General features: G+C 53.1%; 23 protein-coding genes. 16 read left to right on the forward strand and 7 right to left on the reverse strand.

The genetic code is table 11. The annotated features are described in order from the left end of the window. Nucleotides 1-128 precede the first annotated feature (128 nt). The 5 genes from XYCOK13_RS05525 to XYCOK13_RS05545 all read left to right on the forward strand — a co-directional run bounded on the left by XYCOK13_RS05525 (nucleotide 129) and on the right by XYCOK13_RS05545 (nucleotide 3,262). Complete coding sequence (locus tag XYCOK13_RS05525; RefSeq protein WP_213410893.1) at nucleotides 129-488, forward strand: aminoacyl-tRNA hydrolase; 360 nt, start codon at nucleotides 129-131, stop codon at nucleotides 486-488. A 25-nt stretch (nucleotides 489-513) separates the two neighbouring features. Further along, nucleotides 514-1,170 (forward strand): LysE family translocator, encoded by a 657-nt coding sequence (locus XYCOK13_RS05530; protein WP_213410894.1) that lies wholly within the window; start codon nucleotides 514-516, stop codon nucleotides 1,168-1,170. Nucleotides 1,171-1,253: 83 nt separating this feature from the next. Beyond that, nucleotides 1,254-2,189 (forward strand): alpha/beta hydrolase, encoded by a 936-nt coding sequence (locus tag XYCOK13_RS05535; protein ID WP_213410895.1) that lies wholly within the window; start codon nucleotides 1,254-1,256, stop codon nucleotides 2,187-2,189. A gap of 86 nt (nucleotides 2,190-2,275) precedes the next feature. Further along, nucleotides 2,276-2,884: a hypothetical protein gene (locus XYCOK13_RS05540; protein WP_213410896.1), complete on the forward strand. Its 609-nt coding sequence runs from the start codon at nucleotides 2,276-2,278 to the stop codon at nucleotides 2,882-2,884. Nucleotides 2,885-2,968: 84 nt separating this feature from the next. Then, on the forward strand, nucleotides 2,969-3,262 hold the full coding sequence (locus tag XYCOK13_RS05545; protein WP_213410897.1) for a DUF1292 domain-containing protein: 294 nt from the start codon (nucleotides 2,969-2,971) through the stop codon (nucleotides 3,260-3,262). Between the two features lie 94 nt (nucleotides 3,263-3,356). Here the strand turns inward: XYCOK13_RS05545 and XYCOK13_RS05550 are convergent, their stop codons facing one another. Both XYCOK13_RS05550 and XYCOK13_RS05555 read right to left on the reverse strand, forming a co-directional pair. Beyond that, nucleotides 3,357-3,824, reverse strand: coding sequence for a DUF1885 family protein (locus tag XYCOK13_RS05550; protein ID WP_213410898.1), 468 nt, complete (start codon nucleotides 3,822-3,824; stop codon nucleotides 3,357-3,359). Between the two features lie 187 nt (nucleotides 3,825-4,011). Continuing rightward, the gene (locus XYCOK13_RS05555; RefSeq protein WP_213410899.1) at nucleotides 4,012-5,481 is read right to left on the reverse strand and encodes an aminotransferase class I/II-fold pyridoxal phosphate-dependent enzyme; all 1,470 of its coding nucleotides are present in this window, start codon (nucleotides 5,479-5,481) and stop codon (nucleotides 4,012-4,014) included. A 242-nt stretch (nucleotides 5,482-5,723) separates the two neighbouring features. On the opposite strand from XYCOK13_RS05555, the gene XYCOK13_RS05560 reads away from it, so the two are divergent. Further along, nucleotides 5,724-6,878: an MFS transporter gene (locus XYCOK13_RS05560; RefSeq protein ID WP_213410900.1), complete on the forward strand. Its 1,155-nt coding sequence runs from the start codon at nucleotides 5,724-5,726 to the stop codon at nucleotides 6,876-6,878. A 105-nt stretch (nucleotides 6,879-6,983) separates the two neighbouring features. On the opposite strand, the gene XYCOK13_RS05565 is transcribed toward XYCOK13_RS05560, so the two are convergent. The 4 genes from XYCOK13_RS05565 to XYCOK13_RS05580 form a co-directional block, all read right to left on the reverse strand. Continuing rightward, nucleotides 6,984-7,661 (reverse strand): TetR/AcrR family transcriptional regulator, encoded by a 678-nt coding sequence (locus XYCOK13_RS05565; protein ID WP_213410901.1) that lies wholly within the window; start codon nucleotides 7,659-7,661, stop codon nucleotides 6,984-6,986. A gap of 54 nt (nucleotides 7,662-7,715) precedes the next feature. Further along, complete coding sequence (locus XYCOK13_RS05570) at nucleotides 7,716-8,744, reverse strand: ABC transporter permease (RefSeq protein ID WP_213410902.1); 1,029 nt, start codon at nucleotides 8,742-8,744, stop codon at nucleotides 7,716-7,718. After that, a complete protein-coding gene (locus tag XYCOK13_RS05575; protein ID WP_213410903.1) occupies nucleotides 8,741-9,469 on the reverse strand; it encodes an ABC transporter ATP-binding protein in 729 nt (242 codons plus the stop codon). The genes XYCOK13_RS05570 and XYCOK13_RS05575 overlap by 4 nt, the downstream gene beginning before the upstream one ends. 176 nt (nucleotides 9,470-9,645) lie before the next feature. Next, a complete protein-coding gene (locus tag XYCOK13_RS05580; RefSeq protein ID WP_213410904.1) occupies nucleotides 9,646-10,317 on the reverse strand; it encodes a YktB family protein in 672 nt (223 codons plus the stop codon). A 303-nt stretch (nucleotides 10,318-10,620) separates the two neighbouring features. On the opposite strand from XYCOK13_RS05580, the gene XYCOK13_RS05585 reads away from it, so the two are divergent. From XYCOK13_RS05585 to gnd, 3 genes are all read left to right on the forward strand, one after another. Continuing rightward, a complete protein-coding gene (locus tag XYCOK13_RS05585) occupies nucleotides 10,621-11,217 on the forward strand; it encodes a YkzI domain-containing protein (protein WP_213410905.1) in 597 nt (198 codons plus the stop codon). 328 nt (nucleotides 11,218-11,545) lie between these two features. Further along, on the forward strand, nucleotides 11,546-13,114 hold the full coding sequence (locus XYCOK13_RS05590) for a gluconokinase (RefSeq protein WP_244865014.1): 1,569 nt from the start codon (nucleotides 11,546-11,548) through the stop codon (nucleotides 13,112-13,114). A gap of 87 nt (nucleotides 13,115-13,201) precedes the next feature. Continuing rightward, the gene (gene gnd, locus XYCOK13_RS05595; protein ID WP_213410906.1) at nucleotides 13,202-14,608 is read left to right on the forward strand and encodes an NADP-dependent phosphogluconate dehydrogenase; all 1,407 of its coding nucleotides are present in this window, start codon (nucleotides 13,202-13,204) and stop codon (nucleotides 14,606-14,608) included. 48 nt (nucleotides 14,609-14,656) lie between these two features. Here gnd and XYCOK13_RS05600 read toward each other — a convergent pair whose 3' ends face one another. Continuing rightward, nucleotides 14,657-14,977, reverse strand: coding sequence for a hypothetical protein (locus XYCOK13_RS05600; RefSeq protein WP_213410907.1), 321 nt, complete (start codon nucleotides 14,975-14,977; stop codon nucleotides 14,657-14,659). 150 nt (nucleotides 14,978-15,127) lie between these two features. On the opposite strand from XYCOK13_RS05600, the gene XYCOK13_RS05605 reads away from it, so the two are divergent. The 7 genes from XYCOK13_RS05605 (at nucleotide 15,128) to XYCOK13_RS05635 (ending at nucleotide 19,895) form a co-directional block, all read left to right on the forward strand. Continuing rightward, nucleotides 15,128-15,652, forward strand: a complete 525-nt coding sequence (locus XYCOK13_RS05605; protein ID WP_244865015.1) for a shikimate kinase — start codon at nucleotides 15,128-15,130, stop codon at nucleotides 15,650-15,652. Further along, nucleotides 15,649-16,071, forward strand: coding sequence for a fluoride efflux transporter CrcB (gene crcB, locus XYCOK13_RS05610; protein ID WP_213410909.1), 423 nt, complete (start codon nucleotides 15,649-15,651; stop codon nucleotides 16,069-16,071). The genes XYCOK13_RS05605 and crcB (XYCOK13_RS05610) overlap by 4 nt, the downstream gene beginning before the upstream one ends. Beyond that, a complete protein-coding gene (gene crcB, locus XYCOK13_RS05615; protein WP_213410910.1) occupies nucleotides 16,068-16,427 on the forward strand; it encodes a fluoride efflux transporter CrcB in 360 nt (119 codons plus the stop codon). The genes crcB (XYCOK13_RS05610) and crcB (XYCOK13_RS05615) overlap by 4 nt, the downstream gene beginning before the upstream one ends. 42 nt (nucleotides 16,428-16,469) lie before the next feature. Further along, entirely contained in the window at nucleotides 16,470-17,759 is a 1,290-nt protein-coding gene (aroA, locus tag XYCOK13_RS05620; protein ID WP_213410911.1) for a 3-phosphoshikimate 1-carboxyvinyltransferase, read from the forward strand. A 45-nt stretch (nucleotides 17,760-17,804) separates the two neighbouring features. Then, nucleotides 17,805-18,647 (forward strand): C39 family peptidase, encoded by an 843-nt coding sequence (locus XYCOK13_RS05625; RefSeq protein WP_213410912.1) that lies wholly within the window; start codon nucleotides 17,805-17,807, stop codon nucleotides 18,645-18,647. A gap of 18 nt (nucleotides 18,648-18,665) precedes the next feature. Then, complete coding sequence (locus tag XYCOK13_RS05630) at nucleotides 18,666-19,103, forward strand: CoA-binding protein (protein WP_213410913.1); 438 nt, start codon at nucleotides 18,666-18,668, stop codon at nucleotides 19,101-19,103. 87 nt (nucleotides 19,104-19,190) lie between these two features. Then, nucleotides 19,191-19,895 (forward strand): hypothetical protein, encoded by a 705-nt coding sequence (locus tag XYCOK13_RS05635; RefSeq protein WP_213410914.1) that lies wholly within the window; start codon nucleotides 19,191-19,193, stop codon nucleotides 19,893-19,895. Nucleotides 19,896-19,920: the final 25 nt, after the last annotated feature.

Below are 19,920 nucleotides of genomic sequence, written 5' to 3' on the forward strand. Positions count from 1 at the left end.
TAGTAGGCGGCAGCGTTTCATGATACAATGTTCGCAAATTGATGCATGCGTGGAGGTTGCAAGGGTTTGGGCAGCTGCAGGGAGCACTCCCCATACGCGTGAGAGACAGCAGAAGGAGAGACGATTCCATGTCAGACGAAATCGTACAATACTATGTGGTCAATGAAGAGTTGAATATGTCGCCCGGCAAGCTGGCAGCGCAAATTGCGCATGCCGCTACATGGATGGCCCTCGACCTGGCCAGTCCGGTTTCTTCCAAATTCCCTGAATTCCATGATTATTTCAAGCAATGGTTTCGGGAAGGCATGAAAAAAGTCGTGCTTCGCGGCAATCAGCAACAATTGGAGCGGTTAATCCAGCACGATTTTTACCACATTCAAGACAGCGGTTTGACAGAAGTGCCGAGGGGCGCGCTTACGGTAGTCGGCCTGCCGCCCATGCCGAAAGACATTGCTCAGGATTACGTGAAGCAATTGCGCTTGTATTAAAGGAAGAAGGATAGGAGGAGCCGAGTTGCTCTTGGTATGGTTCAAAGGATTTTTGTATTCCTTGTCGTTGTGCATGGATCTGGGATTGGTTAATGTGGCCATTCTCAAGCTCGGGCTCGAGCGAGGGTTCCGTTCCTCCTTTGCCTTGGGGCTGGGTTCCGGCATAGGCGATTTGATTTATTTGTCTCTGGCGCTTGCCGGGCTCGCCGTGATCTTTGAATATAAGGCAGTCAGCTGGGGGCTTTGGCTGCTCGGCACTCCGGTGCTGCTATGGCTTGCTTGGCGCATGCTTCGCGAAAGCATGCGGTCACAGGCGGCTCGAACCGGTCAGGAGCTGGCGTCAGCTGTAGAACAATCCGTGGATAAGCGCAGCGATTGGAAGCTGTTCGCGGCTGGCATCGGACTGGCTCTGTCTTCGCCATCGCTTATTCTCGCCTTTGCGGCTACTTCAGGGGCGATAGTGGCCAGCGTCAACATTCGCGATACGCATATTTGGCTTTCCTTCGTGACCGGATTTTTTACCACCGGCGTGTTGTGGTCGTTCGTCATGGCATGGATCAGCAGCCGCTCGGGGAAGCTCATGGGGGCCAAGACCGTCCGCGTGCTTTCGTTGATTTCAGCCGGCATATTTCTGTATTTCGCCTGGCATGTTTTCACGCACGGGCTGCAGACATTGCTGTAAAGCTCGTGATATAATGGCGCCATGATCCAAATTCATGCAGTGTATATAGCTGACATCCATACATACATCTCGAGGGGGATCTTATGTCGAGTCCAGTAACGATTGTCAAACGTAAACGAAGCCCGTTTAAAATTACAGCTTGGGTAGTGGCCGGCGCGCTGCTTCTGGCTATTTTGGCAAGCTGTGCGGTATCGATCTACGTAGGATGGAACTTGACCCATCCGGTCAAGGAGGCGTTGTCCGAATCGCCGGCCGATTACGGACTATCCTATGAAGAAGCGGAATTTACAAGCCTGGAGGGAGATATTCTCCTGAAGGGATGGTATATGCCTGCTGCCGACAGGGAAGATCCCATGACGCTGATTATAGCTCACGGCTATCGGAACAACCGGGAATATCCGCAGGTGGGTACATTGGATTTGTCCAAGCGTCTGATCGCTAAAGGCTACAATGTGCTCGTATTTGATTTTCGCAACAGCGGCGAGTCAGAGGGAAATATGACCTCAGTAGGCGAATTCGAGAAATATGATCTGCTTGCAGCCATTGATTGGGTGAAGCACCATCATCCGAGCAGCATCGGTTTGATCGGTTTTTCCATGGGCGGTTCGACAGCGCTGCTGGCAGCTGCGGAGGACCCGGATGTCAAAGGGGTTGTAGCAGACAGTCCTTTCAGCAATCTGTATGAATACTTGGAACGGAACTTGCCGGTCTGGTCTGATTTGCCCGATTTTCCCTTTACTCCGCTTATTTTGAGCTTGCTGCCGCCTATTACGGGGATTAATCCGCATGCTGCATCGCCCATTGATGTGTTGGACGAGATCTATCCGCGACCGGTTCTGTTTATTCATAGCGAAACGGACGATAAGATTCCATATACCGAAAGCGTGCGAATGGCAGAGCAGTATCCGGACCGGTTCGAATTGTGGCGAACGGCCGACGCCGGACATGCCGATTCGTATTTGCTCGATCAAGTCGAGTATGTGGAGCGGCTGGCAGCATTCTTCGAGCCGCTGCGCTAAATTTTTTTTGGGACATTCGCAACTTCCCGAGAAAACAAGCGTATAAACATCAAAAATCAAGGAAATTACACGATGGAGGTATTTGCATGAAATTAGGAAGAGTGCTGCTGCTCACTCTTGTGCTTGTCTCCCTGGTATCCATGTCTGTATGGGCGGATGACGTCTATCAGAACTATAAAGCCAAGCCCGTGAAATTGTCCATCAACGGCAAGGAAACGAAGGATAACGGCCTCCAGCTGGAGGATGGCAAGACGATGCTTCCGTTCCCTGCAGTGTCGGACACGCTTCAAGCGCTGACGAAATGGGACGCAAGAGGCCAGACCCTTCAGGTCTACAAGCCGAATGTCCATATCTTCCCGTTCCAGGTATCGAAGCGGGAACTGGTGCGCTTCGGCACTGTATTCAAGGGCAAGTATGAGTTTTTCATCGAAACGCAAGTCGACAATTTGCAGACGAGTATATCTTCATTGAAAATCAATATTGTCGATCCTTTCGGAAACACTGTATATGGTTACATATACGAGGATCAGCTCAAGGATGTCGGCGAAGAATTTTGGCTGACAACGGAACCGATCAATCTCGACTTCAAGCATACGGGCAAATATACCATTAAGGTATATATGAAGATGAGTCCGGACAGCGAGTATGCGCTTGTATCGGAAAAGGTCATTCGCAGCAAGAATAAAGGAGAATAATGGTTGGGAAAACCTTCCTTCAATTGACCGTCCTTGTGGAAAATGTTACGATGAGGGCAACGTCAAGAAGAAATGAGGGTGACTATGAGCGAGCACAACCATGAACACGGCCCGGATTGCGGATGTGGTGAAGAGGAACCGTCCTTTATCATCACAGATGAAAATGGCGTCGATCACGAAATGATTATGGTCTACACATTTGAATCGGCTGATCGCAATTATGCCGTGCTGCTCGAGAAAGACGAGCCGGAAGCGGAAGGATTGATCTTCCGAATCGAGGAAGAAGGCGATGATGTATACCTGGTGACCATTGATGACGATGCAGAATGGGAGCAGGTTGTAGAGGTGTACAATCGTCTGGCAGAAGAAGAAGCATAAATGACCAAGCTACAATCATAGAGGGGCTGTCCCCGCCGGTATCAACGGCTGGAGACAGCCCCTGTTGCTGTATATATGATTTTCGTGCAGCGAATTATTTGCGGGGGTTGAAGTACATGATTCGGCCGTTAAAGAGATGGGTTTCGGCCTTCAAATGCTTGCCCAAATATTTCACCAATTCGTTGGCTTTGGCCTTGTCGCCATGGGTGCTGCCATCCGGGAGCACGATCTGTATGTAATGCACTTCGCTGGCGGCCCCGGCCTCTTCGCCTTCTCCATCCGTCGCTGCGTCCGCGGCGCCGTCTTTCTGTTTGGAACCGATTCCAAAAATGATGTGATGATAAAGCGGCGTCTTGCCCTTCAGATAAAACCATTGGTCCCCGGCTTCCGGCTTCGTTTCGATCGTATAGGGAAAAGCGGCGTCCGCATAGTCCCAACCCAACTGTTTTCCGGTAATGGATGTCTGCTCCACATATCGGTTTAGCCGTGCCTTCAACTCGTCCAGAGTCATCGATGCTACCTCTGAGCCTTCAACAAAATATAAGTATGCACTCTGCGCCATCGTCCCTCACCTCTCGTGAATTGCTGACCATGACCATCATAGCACTGGTCAGGAAGTTTGACAACAGCAGGGGAAGCAGGCGCATGAACAAGGGAGCTGGACGAAGGAGGGGGGCAAGCAGCATAAAACGGCCCTGCCAGAAGCAGCGGGCCGTTTCGCGTGTAAGAGCAAGGCGTAGACTGAACAATCAAGAGATAGCGGTGGTCTCTACGATGACTTTGACGTTTTGAATCGTTTTGTCCTCCGGACCTTGCACCGGAAGCCCAACCTGGAGATGCTCTTCTATATAATCGATGTTATCCTGGGTCACGACCTCGCCAGGCAGCAAGATCGGGATTCCCGGCGGATACACCATAATGAATTCCGCAATGATTCTGCCGGCCGCTTCGCGAAGCGGGATAACTTCCGTATCTGCATAGAACGCATCCCGCGGCGACAAAGACAGGTGCGGAATTTCCGGTGTTTTGATCATGATTTCCCCGGAATCGTGCTGCTTCTGCAACTCGGCCGACAAGCGGGTCAGCGCGCGGATAAGCAGCTGAACAGTTTGCTCATCGTCACCCGGTGTAATGAGGCAGAGGATGTTGTACATATCGCTGAGCTCGACTTCGATGTTGTATTCTTTGCGCAGCCAGTTTTCCACTTCATAACCGGTTATGCCCAACTTGCGCACATGAATCGTAAGCTTCGTCGGATCGTAATCGTATGCTGCTTCCGATCCTAATATCTCTCTGCCGAAGCAGTACAAATTCGGGATGTTGTTGATTTGCTCTCGCGCTTCGTTCGCCATCCGGATCGCGCGGTCTGCCAGCGCTCTGCCGTTCATAACGAGGTGGCGGCGGGCAGCGTCCAGAGAAGCAAGCAGCAAGTAGGATGTGGAAGTGGTCGTCAGCATGCTGATGATCGATTGTACACGCTTCGGATTTATAAGGCCTTCGCGGACATTCAGCACAGAGCTTTGAGTCAGGGAGCCTCCCAGTTTGTGTACGCTGGTCGCGGCCATATCAGCGCCAGCTTGCATCGCGGAAAGCGGCAGCTGCTCATGAAAGTGGATGTGCACGCCATGCGCTTCATCTACCAATACGGGCATGCCGTGCTGATGCACGGTATCCACGATTTCCTTCAAGTTCGTGCAAACCCCGAAGTAGGTCGGGTTAATGACTAGAACAGCCTTCGCGTCGGGGTGCAGCTTGAGCGCGCGTTTGACAGCGCGCAGTGTAATGCCATGCGCGATGCCTAGTCGTTCATCCATCGCGGGTGAAATGAACACCGGTTTGGCCCCTGCGAAAATGATGGCGGACATAACGGATTTATGCACATTGCGCGGAACGATGATTTTGTCGCCGGGTTCACAGACGGTCATGATCATCGTCATAATTGCACCGCTTGTGCCCTGTACGGAAAAATAAGTATGATCGGCGCCGAACGCTTGGGCCGCCAACTCCTGCGCCTCGCGAATAACCCCTCCTGGATTGTGCAAATCATCCAACGGAGCAATATTGATCAAGTCAATGGATAACGCATTGTCGCCGATAAAGCGGCGAAAGGCTTCATCCATGCCTGCGCCTTTTTTGTGGCCGGGGATATGAAACTGTATCGGATTGCGCTCGGCATGACGCACCAGGGCATCAAAGAGCGGGGTATTCGCTTGATCCATGTCGTGATCTTCCCTTCGGGTAGTTTACCAAGCGCCGGGCCAAGTTGCGGATGCAGAACGACTTGGTATATGATGAAACATGCTTGAGTATAACAAAAATCGCAGACAAAAAAAAGCAGAATCAACAACGGCGGCAAGCCGCAAGCTTTTACGAATTGTTCACATAATGCCCGTCTTCTTTTCAATTAGATATGGTACGATATTGAAAGGTTTTGATAACAGATAGGGGGACACAATCGTCCATGCGTAAGCAGATGTCGATTATTATGATTTTGCTGGTCACCACCTTTATTGGCTTCGGCATCATCATTCCCGTATTGCCGGATGTGGTGTCTCATTTTCATCTCAATCTCATGCTCGCCGTTTATTCGCTAGTCGGCTTTATCGTTTCGCCGCTGTGGGGGCGGCTTTCGGACCGGATCGGTCGCCGGCCTATTCTGATGACCGGGATACTGGGGTACAGCTTGAGCTTCTTCGTGTTTGCCGTTGGCCTGGACAGCCTTTTCCTGATGTACTTGTCCCGTGTGTTGGGGGGCTTGTTCTCGGGTGCCGTCACCGCCTGCGCTGTCGCATATGTAGCGGACATTACGTCTAACGAGGAGCGCACCAAAGGAATGGGGCTTGTCGGCATGTCCATCGGGCTGGGCTTCATCTTTGGTCCCGCCGCCGGCGGGCTGCTTAGCGTATACGGGAACGAAGTGCCGTTCTTCATATCAAGCGCGTTGGCCTTCCTGACGTTCCTGTTCGTTGCTTCGAGCCTGAAAGAATCTCTGCCTCCGGAGCGCCGCAAGCCGATCGATGCGCCCCGCGTATCCAGATGGGTGGCGTTCCAGGGGCGGATGAAGCATCTGTACATTATCGCCTTCGTCGTGACATTTACGCTTGCTGCATTGGAAGGAACTCTGCAGTACTATTACATGGTTCAATTTGATATTACCAAGGTGCAAATGGGCTGGATGTTCTTCATTAGCGGCATCGTAGGCGCATTGATTCAGGGCGGCGTTGTGCGTCGCTACATCAAGCGCGGGGAAGAGCCGAAATTTATGCGGCTTGGGCTGCTGCTCTCTGCGCTGGGCTTTATCCTTATGATCTTCTCTGCGAATTTTGTAACCGGCGCGCTGTTTCTTGCCGTGTTCTCTGCAGGCAACGCGCTGGTTCGTCCCTGTGTGACGTCGCTGATTACCCAGAAGACGACAGTCGGACAAGGCACTGCGTCGGGGTTGAGCTCATCCATGGACAGCTTGGGCCGGATCGGCGGACCGCTTATTGGCACCATGCTGTACCATCTGAACATTTCCTTGCCTTTCGTATTTGGCGCCATTGTCTGTCTGTCCGCGCTGTTCATCCTGCATCGATTCGTCGTTCTGGATCGAGGCGCGCAGCAGGCTGGCGCGTGATTCCGAAACAGCAAGAGCTGCACGCCTTGATCAGAAGGTGTGCAGCTCTTTTTAGCTTGCGTGCGGAGTGATTGCAGCACGATTGAAAATGGACGCTCATCTTGCTCAGGAACGTTCGGCATGATTCGGACGAGCGCTGATGCCGTGCATGATCAACTGGATGGTGTGTTCGATTTCCTTATCATCATCCCATTCCAGATCGGGTAAGAGGAACATCCGCATGAACAAGTGGCCAATTACAGTCGTCGCGGTGAAACGAAAAATGACGAGGGGAGGCAGGGCAATAATCTGCCCCTTTCCTTGATAGTGCTCCACGATGTTCTTCATCGTCGTCATCAACCGATTCGCCACAATGTCTTGGAATTGCTCCTTGAGCTCGGGTTGAAAAGGAATTTCCTGCAGCAGTATTTTAATAGTCTTCTGATGCTTCTGTGCGAAGGCGAGACGGTTGCGGATGACGGCCCGCAAAAATTCCTCACAACTGTCGTACTCCATATGCAGCACCTTGTTGAAATCCCGAAGCACGAAGGGCGCGATAATTCGGGTCATTAGCGGGGTGACGATCGCGACGAGCAAATCCTTTTTGGTTTTATAGTGACGGAAGATCGTTCCTTCGGCCACGCCCGCTTTCTGTGCGATTTCACTGGTGGAAGAAGACGCATAGCCTTTTTCCGAAAAAGTTTCGACTGCCGCCTTGATAATTTTGAGCTGCTTGTCGGTCATCTTCTCTTCATCCGACAGCTTGACCAATTCATCGAGCCACTGATCCAGTTTCTCATCCATTTGCTATTCTCCTCAATACAATCTGATCCGCGTGATCCGCTTTATGACCGGGTCTTACAGCTTTCGGTGCTTCTTCAGCGCCAACACATTCAGCGCCATGAGCCCGAGAGAGATCGTCAGCAGCACGTAGATGTCCGGAGCAATATCGGCCCATCCGCCGCCGCGTACCATGACTTCCCGCAATGCGTCTGCGCCATAGGTCAAGGGCATGATCACGCTAAGCCAACGCAAATACTCCGACATAGTGTCCAAGCTGAACAGGCCGGAGAAAAATACTTGCGGGACAATCACTAACGGTATAAATTGTATCATCTGAAATTCATTGTTGGCAAAGGCAGATAAAAATGTGCCTAATGTCAGGGCGGTCAAGGAGAGAAAGAGGGTGACCAGCAGCATGAGTCCGAATGAGCCGGCCATCGTCATATTCAGCAGATCGACCGCGAACCAGACAATTAGCGCTGCTTGAAGCATGGCGAACAGGCCGAAGCCAGCCACATATCCGACGACAACCTCCCAGCGCCGGAGCGGAGAGGCCATCAGGCGCTCTAATGTGCCGCCTGTTCTCTCCCGCAAAAACGCTACCCCCGACAGCAGAAAAACGAAGAAGAAGGAAAAAAAGCCAATCAAAACAGGGCCGAGGGAGTCAAAGGTTCCCATGTCTTCAGAGCCATGTAAAAAGGAGATGTGCGTCTGCCCCTTGTTGATGGCCGGGATCATCGCTTCCTGTGCATTCTGCAGCAATTGCATCACGCTCTGATTCGCTGTCAGATCACTTCCTTCGAGCACAACAGACATTTGCTGCCCGTCAACGGTAAGGACAGCGTCCAGCTCGCCGGCATGCAGGGCGGCATCCGCATGGTTTCGCGAAGGAAAGGCAATCAAGGTAGCGCCGTGCTCTGCAAGCGTCTCTTCAAGCGCCGCCGGCAAATCCGTCGAGCCAATCCTCGGGGAATACGTGCCCCCGTCAAAGACCAGTTTCATCAGGAACAAAATCAGAAGCGGGGCCAGCATCATCAGCGCAAGGGAACGCTTGTCGTGGATAAATTGCTTAATGATACGAACGATCAATGCCCGTATTCTCATGCTTGCTCACCCCCATAGGCCAAGAATGCTTCTTCAATGCTGGAAGCGCCCTTATCGGCTTTCAGCTCCTCGGGTGTTCCGCAGGCTATGACCTTTCCGTTGCGGATCATGCCGAGCTGGTCGCATTTTTCCGCTTCGTCCATGACATGCGTGGTGACGAGAATGGTCGTGCCGCCTGACGCAATGTTGCCGAACTCATGCCAAATCGCTTGACGCAGCACCGGATCGATCCCGACAGTCGGTTCATCCAGAATCAAGATGTCGGGTTCGTGCAGAAGCGCGGCGGCCAGGGAAAGCCGCCTCTTCATCCCTCCGGAGAAATAGCGTACCGGCTTATGAACATGCTGCTCAAGGTTCACGATGCTGAGCACCTCCTGAATACGCGTTCTCAGCTTTGCTCCGCCTATGCCGTACAAGGAACCGAAAAAATTCAAATTGTCCTTGGCGCTTAATTCGGCATAAAGCGCATCGGATTGCGCCATGTAGCCAATGCGCTGCATCATCTCGAGCCGAGGCATGAGACTGCCCAACACTTGAACCTTGCCCTGATCGGGGCTATCGATGCCGGCGATAATTTTGACTAATGTCGATTTGCCTGCGCCGGACGGCCCGAGAAGCCCGCAAATCTGTGCGGTGGGAACCGTATAATCAATTCCGTCCAATACAGTTGTTTTGCCGAATCGTTTAGTGACTTGGGCGACCTCAATACAAGCGGCATCTTGCATAGTACGAACCTCCCAGAAAAAAGTGAGTAATCACTTACACAGAAAAGTATAGATGTTGCAATCATAAATGTAAAGTGAGTAATCACTTTTTTGGAACGAAGGTGCCGCCCCTCAACTTTACAAGCATTCGGGACAGCTCTTGGTTTACCTAGACGGCATTCTCTTTAGCGAAGCGACTAGTCTTGAACAGCCAGCCGGTATAGCGGCATCAGTGTATCGAATACTTCTGCCGCCCGTTCTCCAAGCTGGCGGCCGTCCGCCGCAGCGGGATCGTCGCGCTGAATATGGATGCCGCATAGCAGCTCTGATGATTTTACGGTTTTCAGCCGTTTCGCCATGTCCTCGAAATCGGAGCGGGTTAGCGCATGATGCGGGGCAGCCTCCGGCTTCATATGGTCCATCGACCAGACGTAATCGTTCGGTACGGTTTGTGTGATTTCATCTAGGTGCCGCAGCCAGCGTTCGCCGAACAGCGGCTTGCGGTCGCTTTCGTAAATAAGCGCAAACTGGATGAAAATATGGCTGCCCCACATGCCGAACTGAAAGTGGGGATGAGCCTTGTAGCCGCGCTTGTTCGGCGCCCATGCGACCCATGTGTCATTTGGCGGGTGAACGGTGCGGCGGGCGTGCTTGGCTACGTGGGCGAACATCTCTTCTCCGCACAGGGCAGACAAATATGGACTCATGATATGGCCGATGGCCTCAAGCTTTGGACGCACGTTCGCAATGAGCGCTTCCATGCGCGGCTCCAAGCCAGGTATGGCGAACACATCGAAATCCTGCCCGGTAAAGTCGGGGAATTGATTGAGTCCAGGTTCGTTTATGCGTAGCTCTGTAGTCGTTGTCATTGTGGTATCCTCCTCGTGAAGTACAAATTTCGATTTACGCGCAATCGCGAAGTTGCAGCTTGCTCCAAATTGTTATGCCCAAGTTTCTGTGACGCCCAATTTTCTAATTCCAAGGTATATGTATTATAGCATGTTTTCAAGCGTTGCCGGCATGTGGTCCCGGAAAGGGGGATTTGCTCTTTTTTTATGGAAATAACCATAAACCAAGTTGCGAAATCATACACTGAAGTATAAGATAAGAGTAAGACAAATTGTCTGACATTTCGGAACGGGCCTTTTCATCTCAACCGGGAGGGGATTGCCGTGAACCATAGCTACGAAGCGGAATATTGCAATTTGGATTTGCGTTTCGACCGCCGGCGAATCCGTGACTTCATCAGCGACCTCATTGAAGAAGGCTACTCACTGTATTGGAACGAGAACGAACAGCATTTCATCGTGGCGGTTCGCTCCGGACGCAAGCTGATTAAATTGCGTTTTGAACGGACCCATGAACGCTATAAACTGGTAGGCACCTATGCAATCAAGGATCAAAAGCTCGGAGAGCTGCTCGAGAAGATGATCAATGACACACGTGGACACGCCGTCGTCAAGCGCTTCAAGGAACGGCAAATTCTCATCGAGAACATCATGTTTGGCGAAGTCATCCGAACAGTGGAGATCAATGGCGTAGACCATAAAGTTGTCTTTCAGAAGCAGCCGGCCGTAACGGCAGACTCCATTATGAAAGCGCTCAAATCCTCTCGTGTCGAGGAGAGAATTCCCGTGCTTCGTCTGGAGATGGACTACGAGCTGAGCCGTTTGCATGAGCTGCTTCACCAGGGAAGCGAGGACGAGATTGCCGCGTGCAAGGCGAGACTGGCCGAGCTTCGCAGGGAAATGCTGCTGACCGAGATGTGATGAGCCGACCATGACCTGTATGATAGTCGCCAGCCGGGCAATGCCAGCGTATAAGAAGAGGACACCTGTGCCTGAATGACAAAGCCGTTCGTCTGCATACCATGCGGAGGATGGCTTTTTTTATATGCGATTGCATACTCACGTTGGGATGCAGCAGCAAGATGTGGGAGAAGGCTGCTTGAAAGAGCTGAGACTATCCATTCGGAGCAGAGCCAGAGAAATCGCGGCAAGCGTCGTTTTTTCACTGCAGAACGTGTCCAACCGGGCGTCTACATGGTATAATGGCTTGGTATTCATAGTTCGTTGAACAGGAAGGAGCCGATGAAGGTTGGGGCAACAAACGGGAAGTGCCGTACCTCACCCGGATTATTGGGTTTCTGTCGATATGGGCACCACAGCCGTGAAGACGCTGTTGGTGAAGGCAGACGGAACCGCAGTCGCGTCTGTTTCCCTGGAGTATCCGCTGCATACGCCCGAGCCGGGAGCGGCGGAGCTCGATCCGAAGGAGCTGCTGCAGGCAGCGGAACAGGGCATACGCGACCTGCTGAAGGGCCGCCGCGTCAAGGCGGAACAAGTACGGGCAGTCAGCTTCAGCGCAGCGATGCACAGCCTGATGGCTGTAGACGAGCAAGGGCGTCCATTAAGCAGATTGTACACGTGGGCTGACAGCCGGGCTGCAGAAGCAGCAGCACAGCTGAAGCGGGACAAGCAAGGGTTGGAGCTTTATCGTCGGACAGGCGTGCCGATTCATCCGATGTCACCGTTAGCGAAGCTGATCTGGCTGCGTAAGGTTGAGCCGGACTTGTGGAAGAAGACCGACAAGTGGATTGGCATCAAGGAGTATTTGTTTCATTCCTGGTTCGGTACATATGTCGTCGATTATTCCCTTGCGAATGCAACGGGCTTGTTCCACATGGAGAGCTTGAGCTGGGATTCGCAGGCGCTGGAGCTGGCGGGCATTCAGGAAGATCAGCTCAGCAAGCCGGTTTCCCCGGAAACGATCATACGGGGAATGTCTGCAGAGACAGCAGATAGGCTTGGACTTCTGCCTGACACGCCGTTTGTTATCGGCGCATCCGACGGCGTGCTTGCCAACTTGGCGGCCGATGCGCTTCGTCCGGGAGAAGCGGCTATTTCCATCGGGACGAGCGGCGCGGTGCGGGCAGCAGTCGAGCGTCCATTGACAGACAAGGAAGGACGGCTATTTTGCTACTATTTGTCTGAGCAGTGCTGGATCGTAGGGGGCCCCGTGAACAACGGCGGCATCGTGCTGCGCTGGATTCGCGACGCTGTAGCTCCGCGGGAAACTGCCTATGCCAAGCAGAACGGGATAGACCCTTATGAGCACTTCACAGCGCTGGCTCAGGAAGTGCCGGCAGGCAGCGAGGGGCTGCTCTTCTTGCCGTACTTGACTGGCGAGAGAGCGCCATATTGGAACGCTGACCAGCGCGGCGTATACTTCGGGCTTTCCCTCCAGCATGATATTCGCCATATGGTGCGCGCAGCGATGGAAGGCGTGCTGTTCGCAATCGAATCGATCGTGGATCCGCTGAAGTCGATGACTGGCGACATCCATACGGTACGTGCGTCCGGCGGCTTTGCCAATTCGCCATTTTGGTGCCAGATGATGGCGGATGTCCTCGGCATCCCTGTACGCATTCCGGATTCCGTCGAGGGCTCGGCGATCGGCGCCGTCAAGCTGGCGATGCTGGCAACCGGTGCGGTGAAGTCGTACGATGAGCTTGCAGGCTGGAACGGCGGCGAGACTGTATACGAACCGAATCCGCACAATCACGAGGTATACAGGCAGCTGATTCCGATCCATCGGCAGCTGGCCGAGTCGTCGGACCATGCGTTCCAGAGCATCGCCAGATTCCAACAGCAAAAACGCATTTGAGAAAGTAACGCGAAATATGTAAAATAAACGATAGTGTTTGGATGCAAGAATGGCTAAACCAAGACTGAAGAGAAAGAAGGAAGGGTAATGTCGAAACAACAAATTGGCGTAGTAGGCTTGGCAGTAATGGGTAAAAATCTTGCACTGAACCTGGAGAGCAAGGGCTTCTCCGTATCAGTGTTCAACCGTTCGCCGGAAAAGACGAAGGAGCTCGTTGCCGAAGCGGCGGGGAAAAATCTTGTCGGCACTTATTCGGTCGAAGAGTTCGTACAATCGTTGGAAGTACCCCGCAAAATTCTGATTATGGTCAAGGCAGGCGCGCCGACAGACCAGACGATCGAACAGCTCATTCCGCATTTGGATGAAGGGGACATCCTGATTGACGGCGGCAACGCATTCTTCCCGGATACGCAGCGTCGCAACAAGGAGCTCGAAGCGAAGGGCTTCCGCTTTATCGGTACAGGTGTATCCGGCGGTGAAGAAGGCGCGTTGAAAGGCCCATCCATCATGCCAGGCGGACAGAAGAGCGCTTACGAATTGGTGGAGCCGATGCTCACTGCGATCTCCGCCAAGGTGAATGGCGATCCTTGCTGTACATATATCGGACCAGACGGCGCAGGCCATTATGTGAAGATGGTGCACAACGGTATTGAGTACGGGGACATGCAGCTCATTTGCGAAGCTTACCATCTGCTGTCGTCCGTATGCGGCCTGTCTGCCGATGAGCTTCACGAGGTGTTCACAGAGTGGAACAAGGGCGAGCTGGACAGCTATCTGATTGAGATTACGGCGGACATCTTCTCCAAGAAGGACCCGGAGACCGGCAAACCGATGGTAGAGGTCATCCTCGACACAGCCGGGCAAAAGGGTACGGGGAAATGGACAAGCCAAAGCTCCCTCGACCTGGGCGTGCCGCTTTCGATCATTACCGAGTCCGTATTCTCCCGATTTATTTCTGCGATGAAAGAAGAGCGAACTGCCGCCAGCAAGATTTTGAACGGACCTGCGGCGAAAGAGCTTGGCGTGGACAAGAAAGCGTTCATTGAAATGGTCAGACAGGCGCTGTATGCGAGCAAAATTTGCTCCTATGCGCAAGGGTTTGCTCAAATGCGGGCGGCTTCCGAGGAGTACAATTGGAACCTGGACTATGGCAACATTGCGATGATCTTCCGCGGCGGCTGCATCATCCGCGCGCAATTCCTGCAGAACATCAAAGACGCCTATGACCGCGATGCGAATCTGGCGAATCTTCTGCTGGACCCCTATTTCAAGGGTGTGGTCGACAAGTATCAGGACGCGTGGAGAAAAGTCGTGGCGATTGCAGTAGAGCAGGGCATACCGGTTCCGGCGTTTGCCAGCGCGATCGCTTATTATGACAGCTATCGTACAGAGCGGCTTCCGGCAAACCTGCTGCAGGCGCAGCGTGATTATTTCGGTGCCCATACGTTCAATCGCGTAGACAAGGAAGGCGTGTTCCATCATCAGTGGTTCTAAGCATCGGGCGCAAACAAGTAGGGGGATTTTCCCCCTACTTGTTTGCCATTATAACGTGATGCTCTGAGAGCTGCGGGTATCGGTAGGGAGGAGCCCGTACACGGCTTCCGTCAGGCAGGTGCGAAGCCGTTCGGTTTCTGTCTCGCCGGGGTGATTGTAAATCAAAGTCAAGGCAATTTCCGCGTAGTGGCGAAAATTTTGCAGAAGTCTTTCCGGAGGCAGCTCCAGAAGCCGCGGATCGTTCGCGTATACTCTGGATTTGACAAATTCCATGAACCAGACCATATCGTTTTTGCAGAGCACATGATTGGGCTGAAGCATCTGCTCCAGCTTGGAGCCGACAACATCTGAGGGCGATATCGCACTCATGGAAGCGTTCATCTCCTTCGTTAGCGGGTGATATTCACCCGATTCGACTAGTATCATAGTTACTCCAAGAATTGGTTTTTTATACATAAAAATCGTGTCGAAGCGAAAGAAATTCGTTTGACATAACCGATGAAATTTCGAGGTGGAATCGTGTCAGGAACAGTGAAAAATATTATTTTCGTCGGATTTATGGGGACGGGAAAGACGACGCTGGGCCGATTGTTGGCTGAGCGTTTGCAGTGGCCATTCATAGATTGCGATGAGAAAATTGTCCAGAAAGCTGGCATGAGCATAGCGGATTATTTCGCCATGCATGGAGAAGCCGCTTTCCGCGATCTGGAAACCGAAGTGATTCGGGAAGTGCTGAGCGGCCGCATGCAGGTTGTGTCCACAGGCGGCGGCAGCGTGCTGCGGGAATCGAATCGTGCCTTGATGAAAAACGGGGGGCTGGTCATTGCGCTGACGGCGGACAAGGATACCATATTGCAGCGCGTGCGGCATGACTCCGGACGGCCGCTCCTGCAGGGAGACGCAGAAGCCCGAGTTGGGAAGCTCCTGAAGGAGCGGGAAGGCGCCTACGACTTTGCTGACATATCGATCAATACCGCGCAGCGGAGCATGGAGCAAGCGATTCAGCGCATCTTGGAATCGCTTGAAGCGGGCAAGCCGGAATGACGCGCACGGCTGCCCGGATCTCGATGGTTGTCGGATTTGCGGGTGCAGCCGGCGCGCTTTGCCGCTATTTCGTATCCATGCTGGGAGAGCAAGGCGGAGCGGACTTTCCATGGTCGACTCTCGCGGTCAATCTCACCGGCTGTTTTTTGCTGGCGTTCCTGTTTTACTCTGAACGGATCACAGGCAGATGGAGCGCGCAGACGCGTGCCGCTTTGTCCACCGGATTTCTCGGTTCCTTCACTACCTTCTCCGCCCTCAGTGCAGAAACGGTTATGCTCTTGGACCAAGATCGGCTATGGCAGGCCGGCGCTTATCTGTTCTTGTCCATCTGTCTGGGGTGGTTGCTGGCGGCAGCTGGATGCTGGACGGCGGGCAAGGACAATGCTCGCTTTCGCCTGCGAAAAGAGGTGAGGCCATGAGCGTGCCCGCTGTTTTGCTGGTTATGGCTGGAGGCTTTGCCGGCGCAGTATGCCGATACTGGATTGGCCAGATCGCCGCACGGTTTTCCTTCAGCTTTCCAGTTGGTACATTATTCGTGAATGTGCTGGGAGCCTTTCTGCTCGGATACTTCCTGGCCAGCGATCTGCCGGAACCGCTTATGCTGTTGCTGGGCGGCGGGTATTTGGGTGCGCTTACCACGTATTCCACCCTTTATCTTGAGCTGATCCGTCTCTATCAAGACAAGCAGCGCAAACTAGCACTCGCCTACATGCTGGCGACGTATTTGCTGGGCATTGCAGCAGCAGCTGTCGGGCTTTGGCTAGGTGCCAGATGAAGAAACATTGAAATTTTGAAATTTTGGAAGGGGAAACACTTCATGAAAGCGATCGTTCATCCGACAAATGAATTAAAGGGGGAAATTCAAGCACTTTCCTCCAAAAACTATACGACTCGTTATATGCTTGCGGCTGCTCTCGCGCAAGGTGAAAGCACCTTGCTTTACCCCGCACATAGCGAGGACAGCGATGCGATGCGCCGTTGTCTTCGGGATTTGGGCGCAGAATTGCACGAGGAAGGCCATCGCCTGCAAATCCGCGGCTTTGGCCGCAATCCGGCGCCGGTCCAGCAATTGAACGTGAGCAACGCCGGGGCGGTGCTGCGCTTTCTCATGTCAGTTGCAGCCTTTTGCCCGGACGTGACCTTTGTGAACACTTATCCGGATTCGCTGGGCAAAAGACCGCATGATGACTTGATCGACGCGCTCCAGCAAATGAACGTGAAAATCGAGCACAACAACGGCAAGCTTCCGATCCGGATATTCGGCGGAGCGCCGAAAGGCGGGCACATCCGTGTCTCTGGAGAAGTGAGCTCTCAATATTTAAGCTCCCTGTTGTTCATGACTCCGCTATTGGAAGAAGATTCGGAGATTGAAGTGACCGGCGATCTGAAGTCCAAGGTTGTCGTGGGACAAACGCTGGAGGTGCTGGAGCAGGCAGGCATTCAGGTGGAAGCTGCCGCTGACCTGAGCCGCTTCCGGGTTGCCGGCCGGCAAAGCTATCGCGCCCAGCAATACGCGGTTCAGGGAGACTATCCGGGCTCTGCTGCCATATTGGCGGCCGCAGCCGTGACTCGCTCCGATGTCAAGCTGCACCGTCTATCGGAGACAAGCAAGCAGGGAGAGCGTGCCGCAGTCGATGTGCTTCGCGCGATGGGCGTGCCGCTGACGCATGAGCAGCAAATCGTCCATGTGCAAGGAAACACCAGGCTCAAGGCTGTCGAATTTGACGGGGATGCCTTTACGGATGCCGTGTTGGCCATGGTGGCCGCAGCCGTTTTCGCAGAAGGGACATCGCGTTTCTATAATGTCGAGAATTTAAGATACAAGGAATGTGACAGAATAACCGACTATTTGCGCGAGCTTAAGAAAGCCGGCGCGGATGTGGAAGAGCGTCAGGATGAGATTATTGTTCACGGCAAGCCTGAAGGGGTAGAAGGCGGCGTGGAGATCGACGCGCACTATGATCATCGGGTCATTATGGCGCTGTCAGTCGTAGGCTTGCGTTCTCGGAAAGGGTTGGTCATTCGCGACGCGCATCATGTTGCGAAGTCTTACCCGCAGTATTTCGAGCATTTGTCCTCAATCGGCGCCCGAATCGAGTTGGAATAGGCAGGAGAGCATTAGCCAGAACAGCATGGGAATGGGATGGTGGGAATGCGGACAATTTCGGTCATCAAATGGATATCGACTACTATGCTCATTGCAGGATTGATGTTTACGAGTGCCGTATTTACTGTTCTCGTTTATGGGAAAATAACAGGGCAGATCGGGTATGGGGAAACGCCTGTCCATGCGCATGAACAACCCGTACAGGCAGCCGGCGGGGCCGACCCGGAGGAAATCGAGGAGGATACCGCCAACCAAGAGCCGGATGAACAGCCGCTTCCGGCAAAAGCCATGCTGGATGCCCCTCATGTTCTCCAATATCCCGAGCTGCCGCGCGGCTGTGAAATAACGAGCTTGACGATGCTGCTTCAATATAAGGGCCTGGACGTGGACAAGATGGAATTGCTGGAGCATATGCCAAGAGATGATACGCCGATCCGCTGGGGCGAAGACGGGTCCATTGCTTTCTGGGGAAATCCGCACACCGGGTTTGTTGGGGACATCACATTGAACGGCTCCGGTTTTGGCATGTACCATAGCTCCCTGTATGTCCTGGCGAAGCAATACGTTCCTTCTACTGTGGATCTGACGGGCAAGCCCTTCGAGGATCTATTGGCTTATGTAGCGGCTGGAACGCCGGTCGTGGTTTGGACGACTGTTCATTATGACGAGCCTACTTCTTGGATGAGCTGGGAATCGCCGATCGGTCCAGTAAGGACGACTGTTCAGGAGCACGCTGTATTGCTGGTCGGGTACGATGAAGAGCATGTGTATGTGAATGATCCATTAAAAAAACAGAAAAGCCTAAAAGTCAAGAAGGATGGATTTATACGCAGCTGGAAAGCGCTCGGCAAACAAGCGCTATCCTATACGACAGACGAGTTCAAATAATCGAGGAGGCTATCCGCCATGCCGTACGAACACCCTGCCAGGGAAGACATACGCAAGCTGCTTGAGCAAAGCCATACGATCGCCGTAGTCGGCTGCTCCGACAATCCGGAACGAACCTCCTATCAAATTGCGGAAGCGATGCAAGCCAAAGGCTATCGCATTATCCCTGTCAATCCGAATGCCGACAACATCTTGGGCGAAATCTGCTATCCGACTCTGATGGATGTGCCGGAGAAGATCGATATTGTCAATGTGTTCCGCCGCAGCGAAACAGTCGTGCCGATTGCGGAGGAGGCTGTCAGAATCGGCGCGAAGGCTTTCTGGCTGCAGTTGGGCATTCTCAATGAGGAAGCAGGCCGCATCGCGGAGGAAGGCGGACTGACTGTCATTATGGATCGCTGCATCAAGGTGGAGGATGCCATCCTGCTGCCTGATAGGAAACAGACGGGAAAGTAATTTGTCGTGATAATATACGGACTTCTACGGAAAACTAAATAACGGCTTCGGCAACTCGAAGCACACATTTCTTAGGAGGAGTCCACAGTGTACCAACCACAATCCAACTTTGGCTTTGGCGGCCAACAGCAGCAATTTGGGCAGCAGGCAGGCGCGCAATACCGCGGCATGCAGCGAACATTCCAGCCGACCGGATATGTACAATCTTCTTACAATCCGAACGCCTCCTTCTCTCAAAGCTATGCGCAAAATCCGCAAGCGGCCAGCTATCACACAGCATCGTACCGTGGTAACCAGTCTGGACACGATCAATATCTGAGAGCGGATTCTACGCAGCCGAATGCATCCAGTGCTTTCGGCGGCCAGCAAGCGATCCAGAGCACATTTGCTCAGCCGCAGGCTAATCAAGCTTTCGGCCAAAGCTTCAGCCAAAACTTTAGCCAAAGCACAGCGTTCCAGCAGCAACCGCAAAGCGCGCAAGCGTACCATCTGGCCAACTATCGCGGGAACCAGCAGGACCATGATCAATACCTGAGAGCGGATTCCACGCAGCCGAACGCGTCTGCTGCTTTCGGCGGTCAGCAGGCATCGCAGAGCGCATTTGCTCAGCCGCAGGCTGGTCAGGCCTATGGCCAAAGCTTCAGCCAGAGCACAGCGTTCCAGCAGCAGCCGCAAAGCGCGCAAGCTTACCATACAGCAAGCTACCGCGGCAACCAGTCTGGCCATGACCAATACTTGCGTGCCGATTCCGTTCAGCCTACGCAAAACCAAGCACAGTTTTTCGGCCGCTAAGTCGGCTAAGATCGCACGGGCCCGC

It is taken from the genome of Xylanibacillus composti, from assembly GCF_018403685.1.
GTDB lineage: Bacteria > Bacillota > Bacilli > Paenibacillales > K13 > Xylanibacillus > Xylanibacillus composti.

Coding starts and splice junctions, on each gene's coding strand:
- XYCOK13_RS05525 (WP_213410893.1), top strand. CDS start 129: ATGTCAGACGAAATCGTACAATACTATGTGGTCAATGAAGAGTTGAAT.
- XYCOK13_RS05535 (WP_213410895.1), top strand. CDS start 1,254: ATGTCGAGTCCAGTAACGATTGTCAAACGTAAACGAAGCCCGTTTAAA.
- XYCOK13_RS05540 (WP_213410896.1), top strand. CDS start 2,276: ATGAAATTAGGAAGAGTGCTGCTGCTCACTCTTGTGCTTGTCTCCCTG.
- XYCOK13_RS05545 (WP_213410897.1), top strand. CDS start 2,969: ATGAGCGAGCACAACCATGAACACGGCCCGGATTGCGGATGTGGTGAA.
- XYCOK13_RS05550 (WP_213410898.1), bottom strand. CDS start 3,824: ATGGCGCAGAGTGCATACTTATATTTTGTTGAAGGCTCAGAGGTAGCA.
- XYCOK13_RS05555 (WP_213410899.1), bottom strand. CDS start 5,481: ATGGATCAAGCGAATACCCCGCTCTTTGATGCCCTGGTGCGTCATGCC.
- XYCOK13_RS05560 (WP_213410900.1), top strand. CDS start 5,724: ATGCGTAAGCAGATGTCGATTATTATGATTTTGCTGGTCACCACCTTT.
- XYCOK13_RS05565 (WP_213410901.1), bottom strand. CDS start 7,661: ATGGATGAGAAACTGGATCAGTGGCTCGATGAATTGGTCAAGCTGTCG.
- XYCOK13_RS05570 (WP_213410902.1), bottom strand. CDS start 8,744: ATGAGAATACGGGCATTGATCGTTCGTATCATTAAGCAATTTATCCAC.
- XYCOK13_RS05575 (WP_213410903.1), bottom strand. CDS start 9,469: ATGCAAGATGCCGCTTGTATTGAGGTCGCCCAAGTCACTAAACGATTC.
- XYCOK13_RS05580 (WP_213410904.1), bottom strand. CDS start 10,317: ATGACAACGACTACAGAGCTACGCATAAACGAACCTGGACTCAATCAA.
- gnd (WP_213410906.1), top strand. CDS start 13,202: ATGTCGAAACAACAAATTGGCGTAGTAGGCTTGGCAGTAATGGGTAAA.
- XYCOK13_RS05600 (WP_213410907.1), bottom strand. CDS start 14,977: ATGAGTGCGATATCGCCCTCAGATGTTGTCGGCTCCAAGCTGGAGCAG.
- crcB (WP_213410909.1), top strand. CDS start 15,649: ATGACGCGCACGGCTGCCCGGATCTCGATGGTTGTCGGATTTGCGGGT.
- crcB (WP_213410910.1), top strand. CDS start 16,068: ATGAGCGTGCCCGCTGTTTTGCTGGTTATGGCTGGAGGCTTTGCCGGC.
- aroA (WP_213410911.1), top strand. CDS start 16,470: ATGAAAGCGATCGTTCATCCGACAAATGAATTAAAGGGGGAAATTCAA.
- XYCOK13_RS05625 (WP_213410912.1), top strand. CDS start 17,805: ATGCGGACAATTTCGGTCATCAAATGGATATCGACTACTATGCTCATT.
- XYCOK13_RS05630 (WP_213410913.1), top strand. CDS start 18,666: ATGCCGTACGAACACCCTGCCAGGGAAGACATACGCAAGCTGCTTGAG.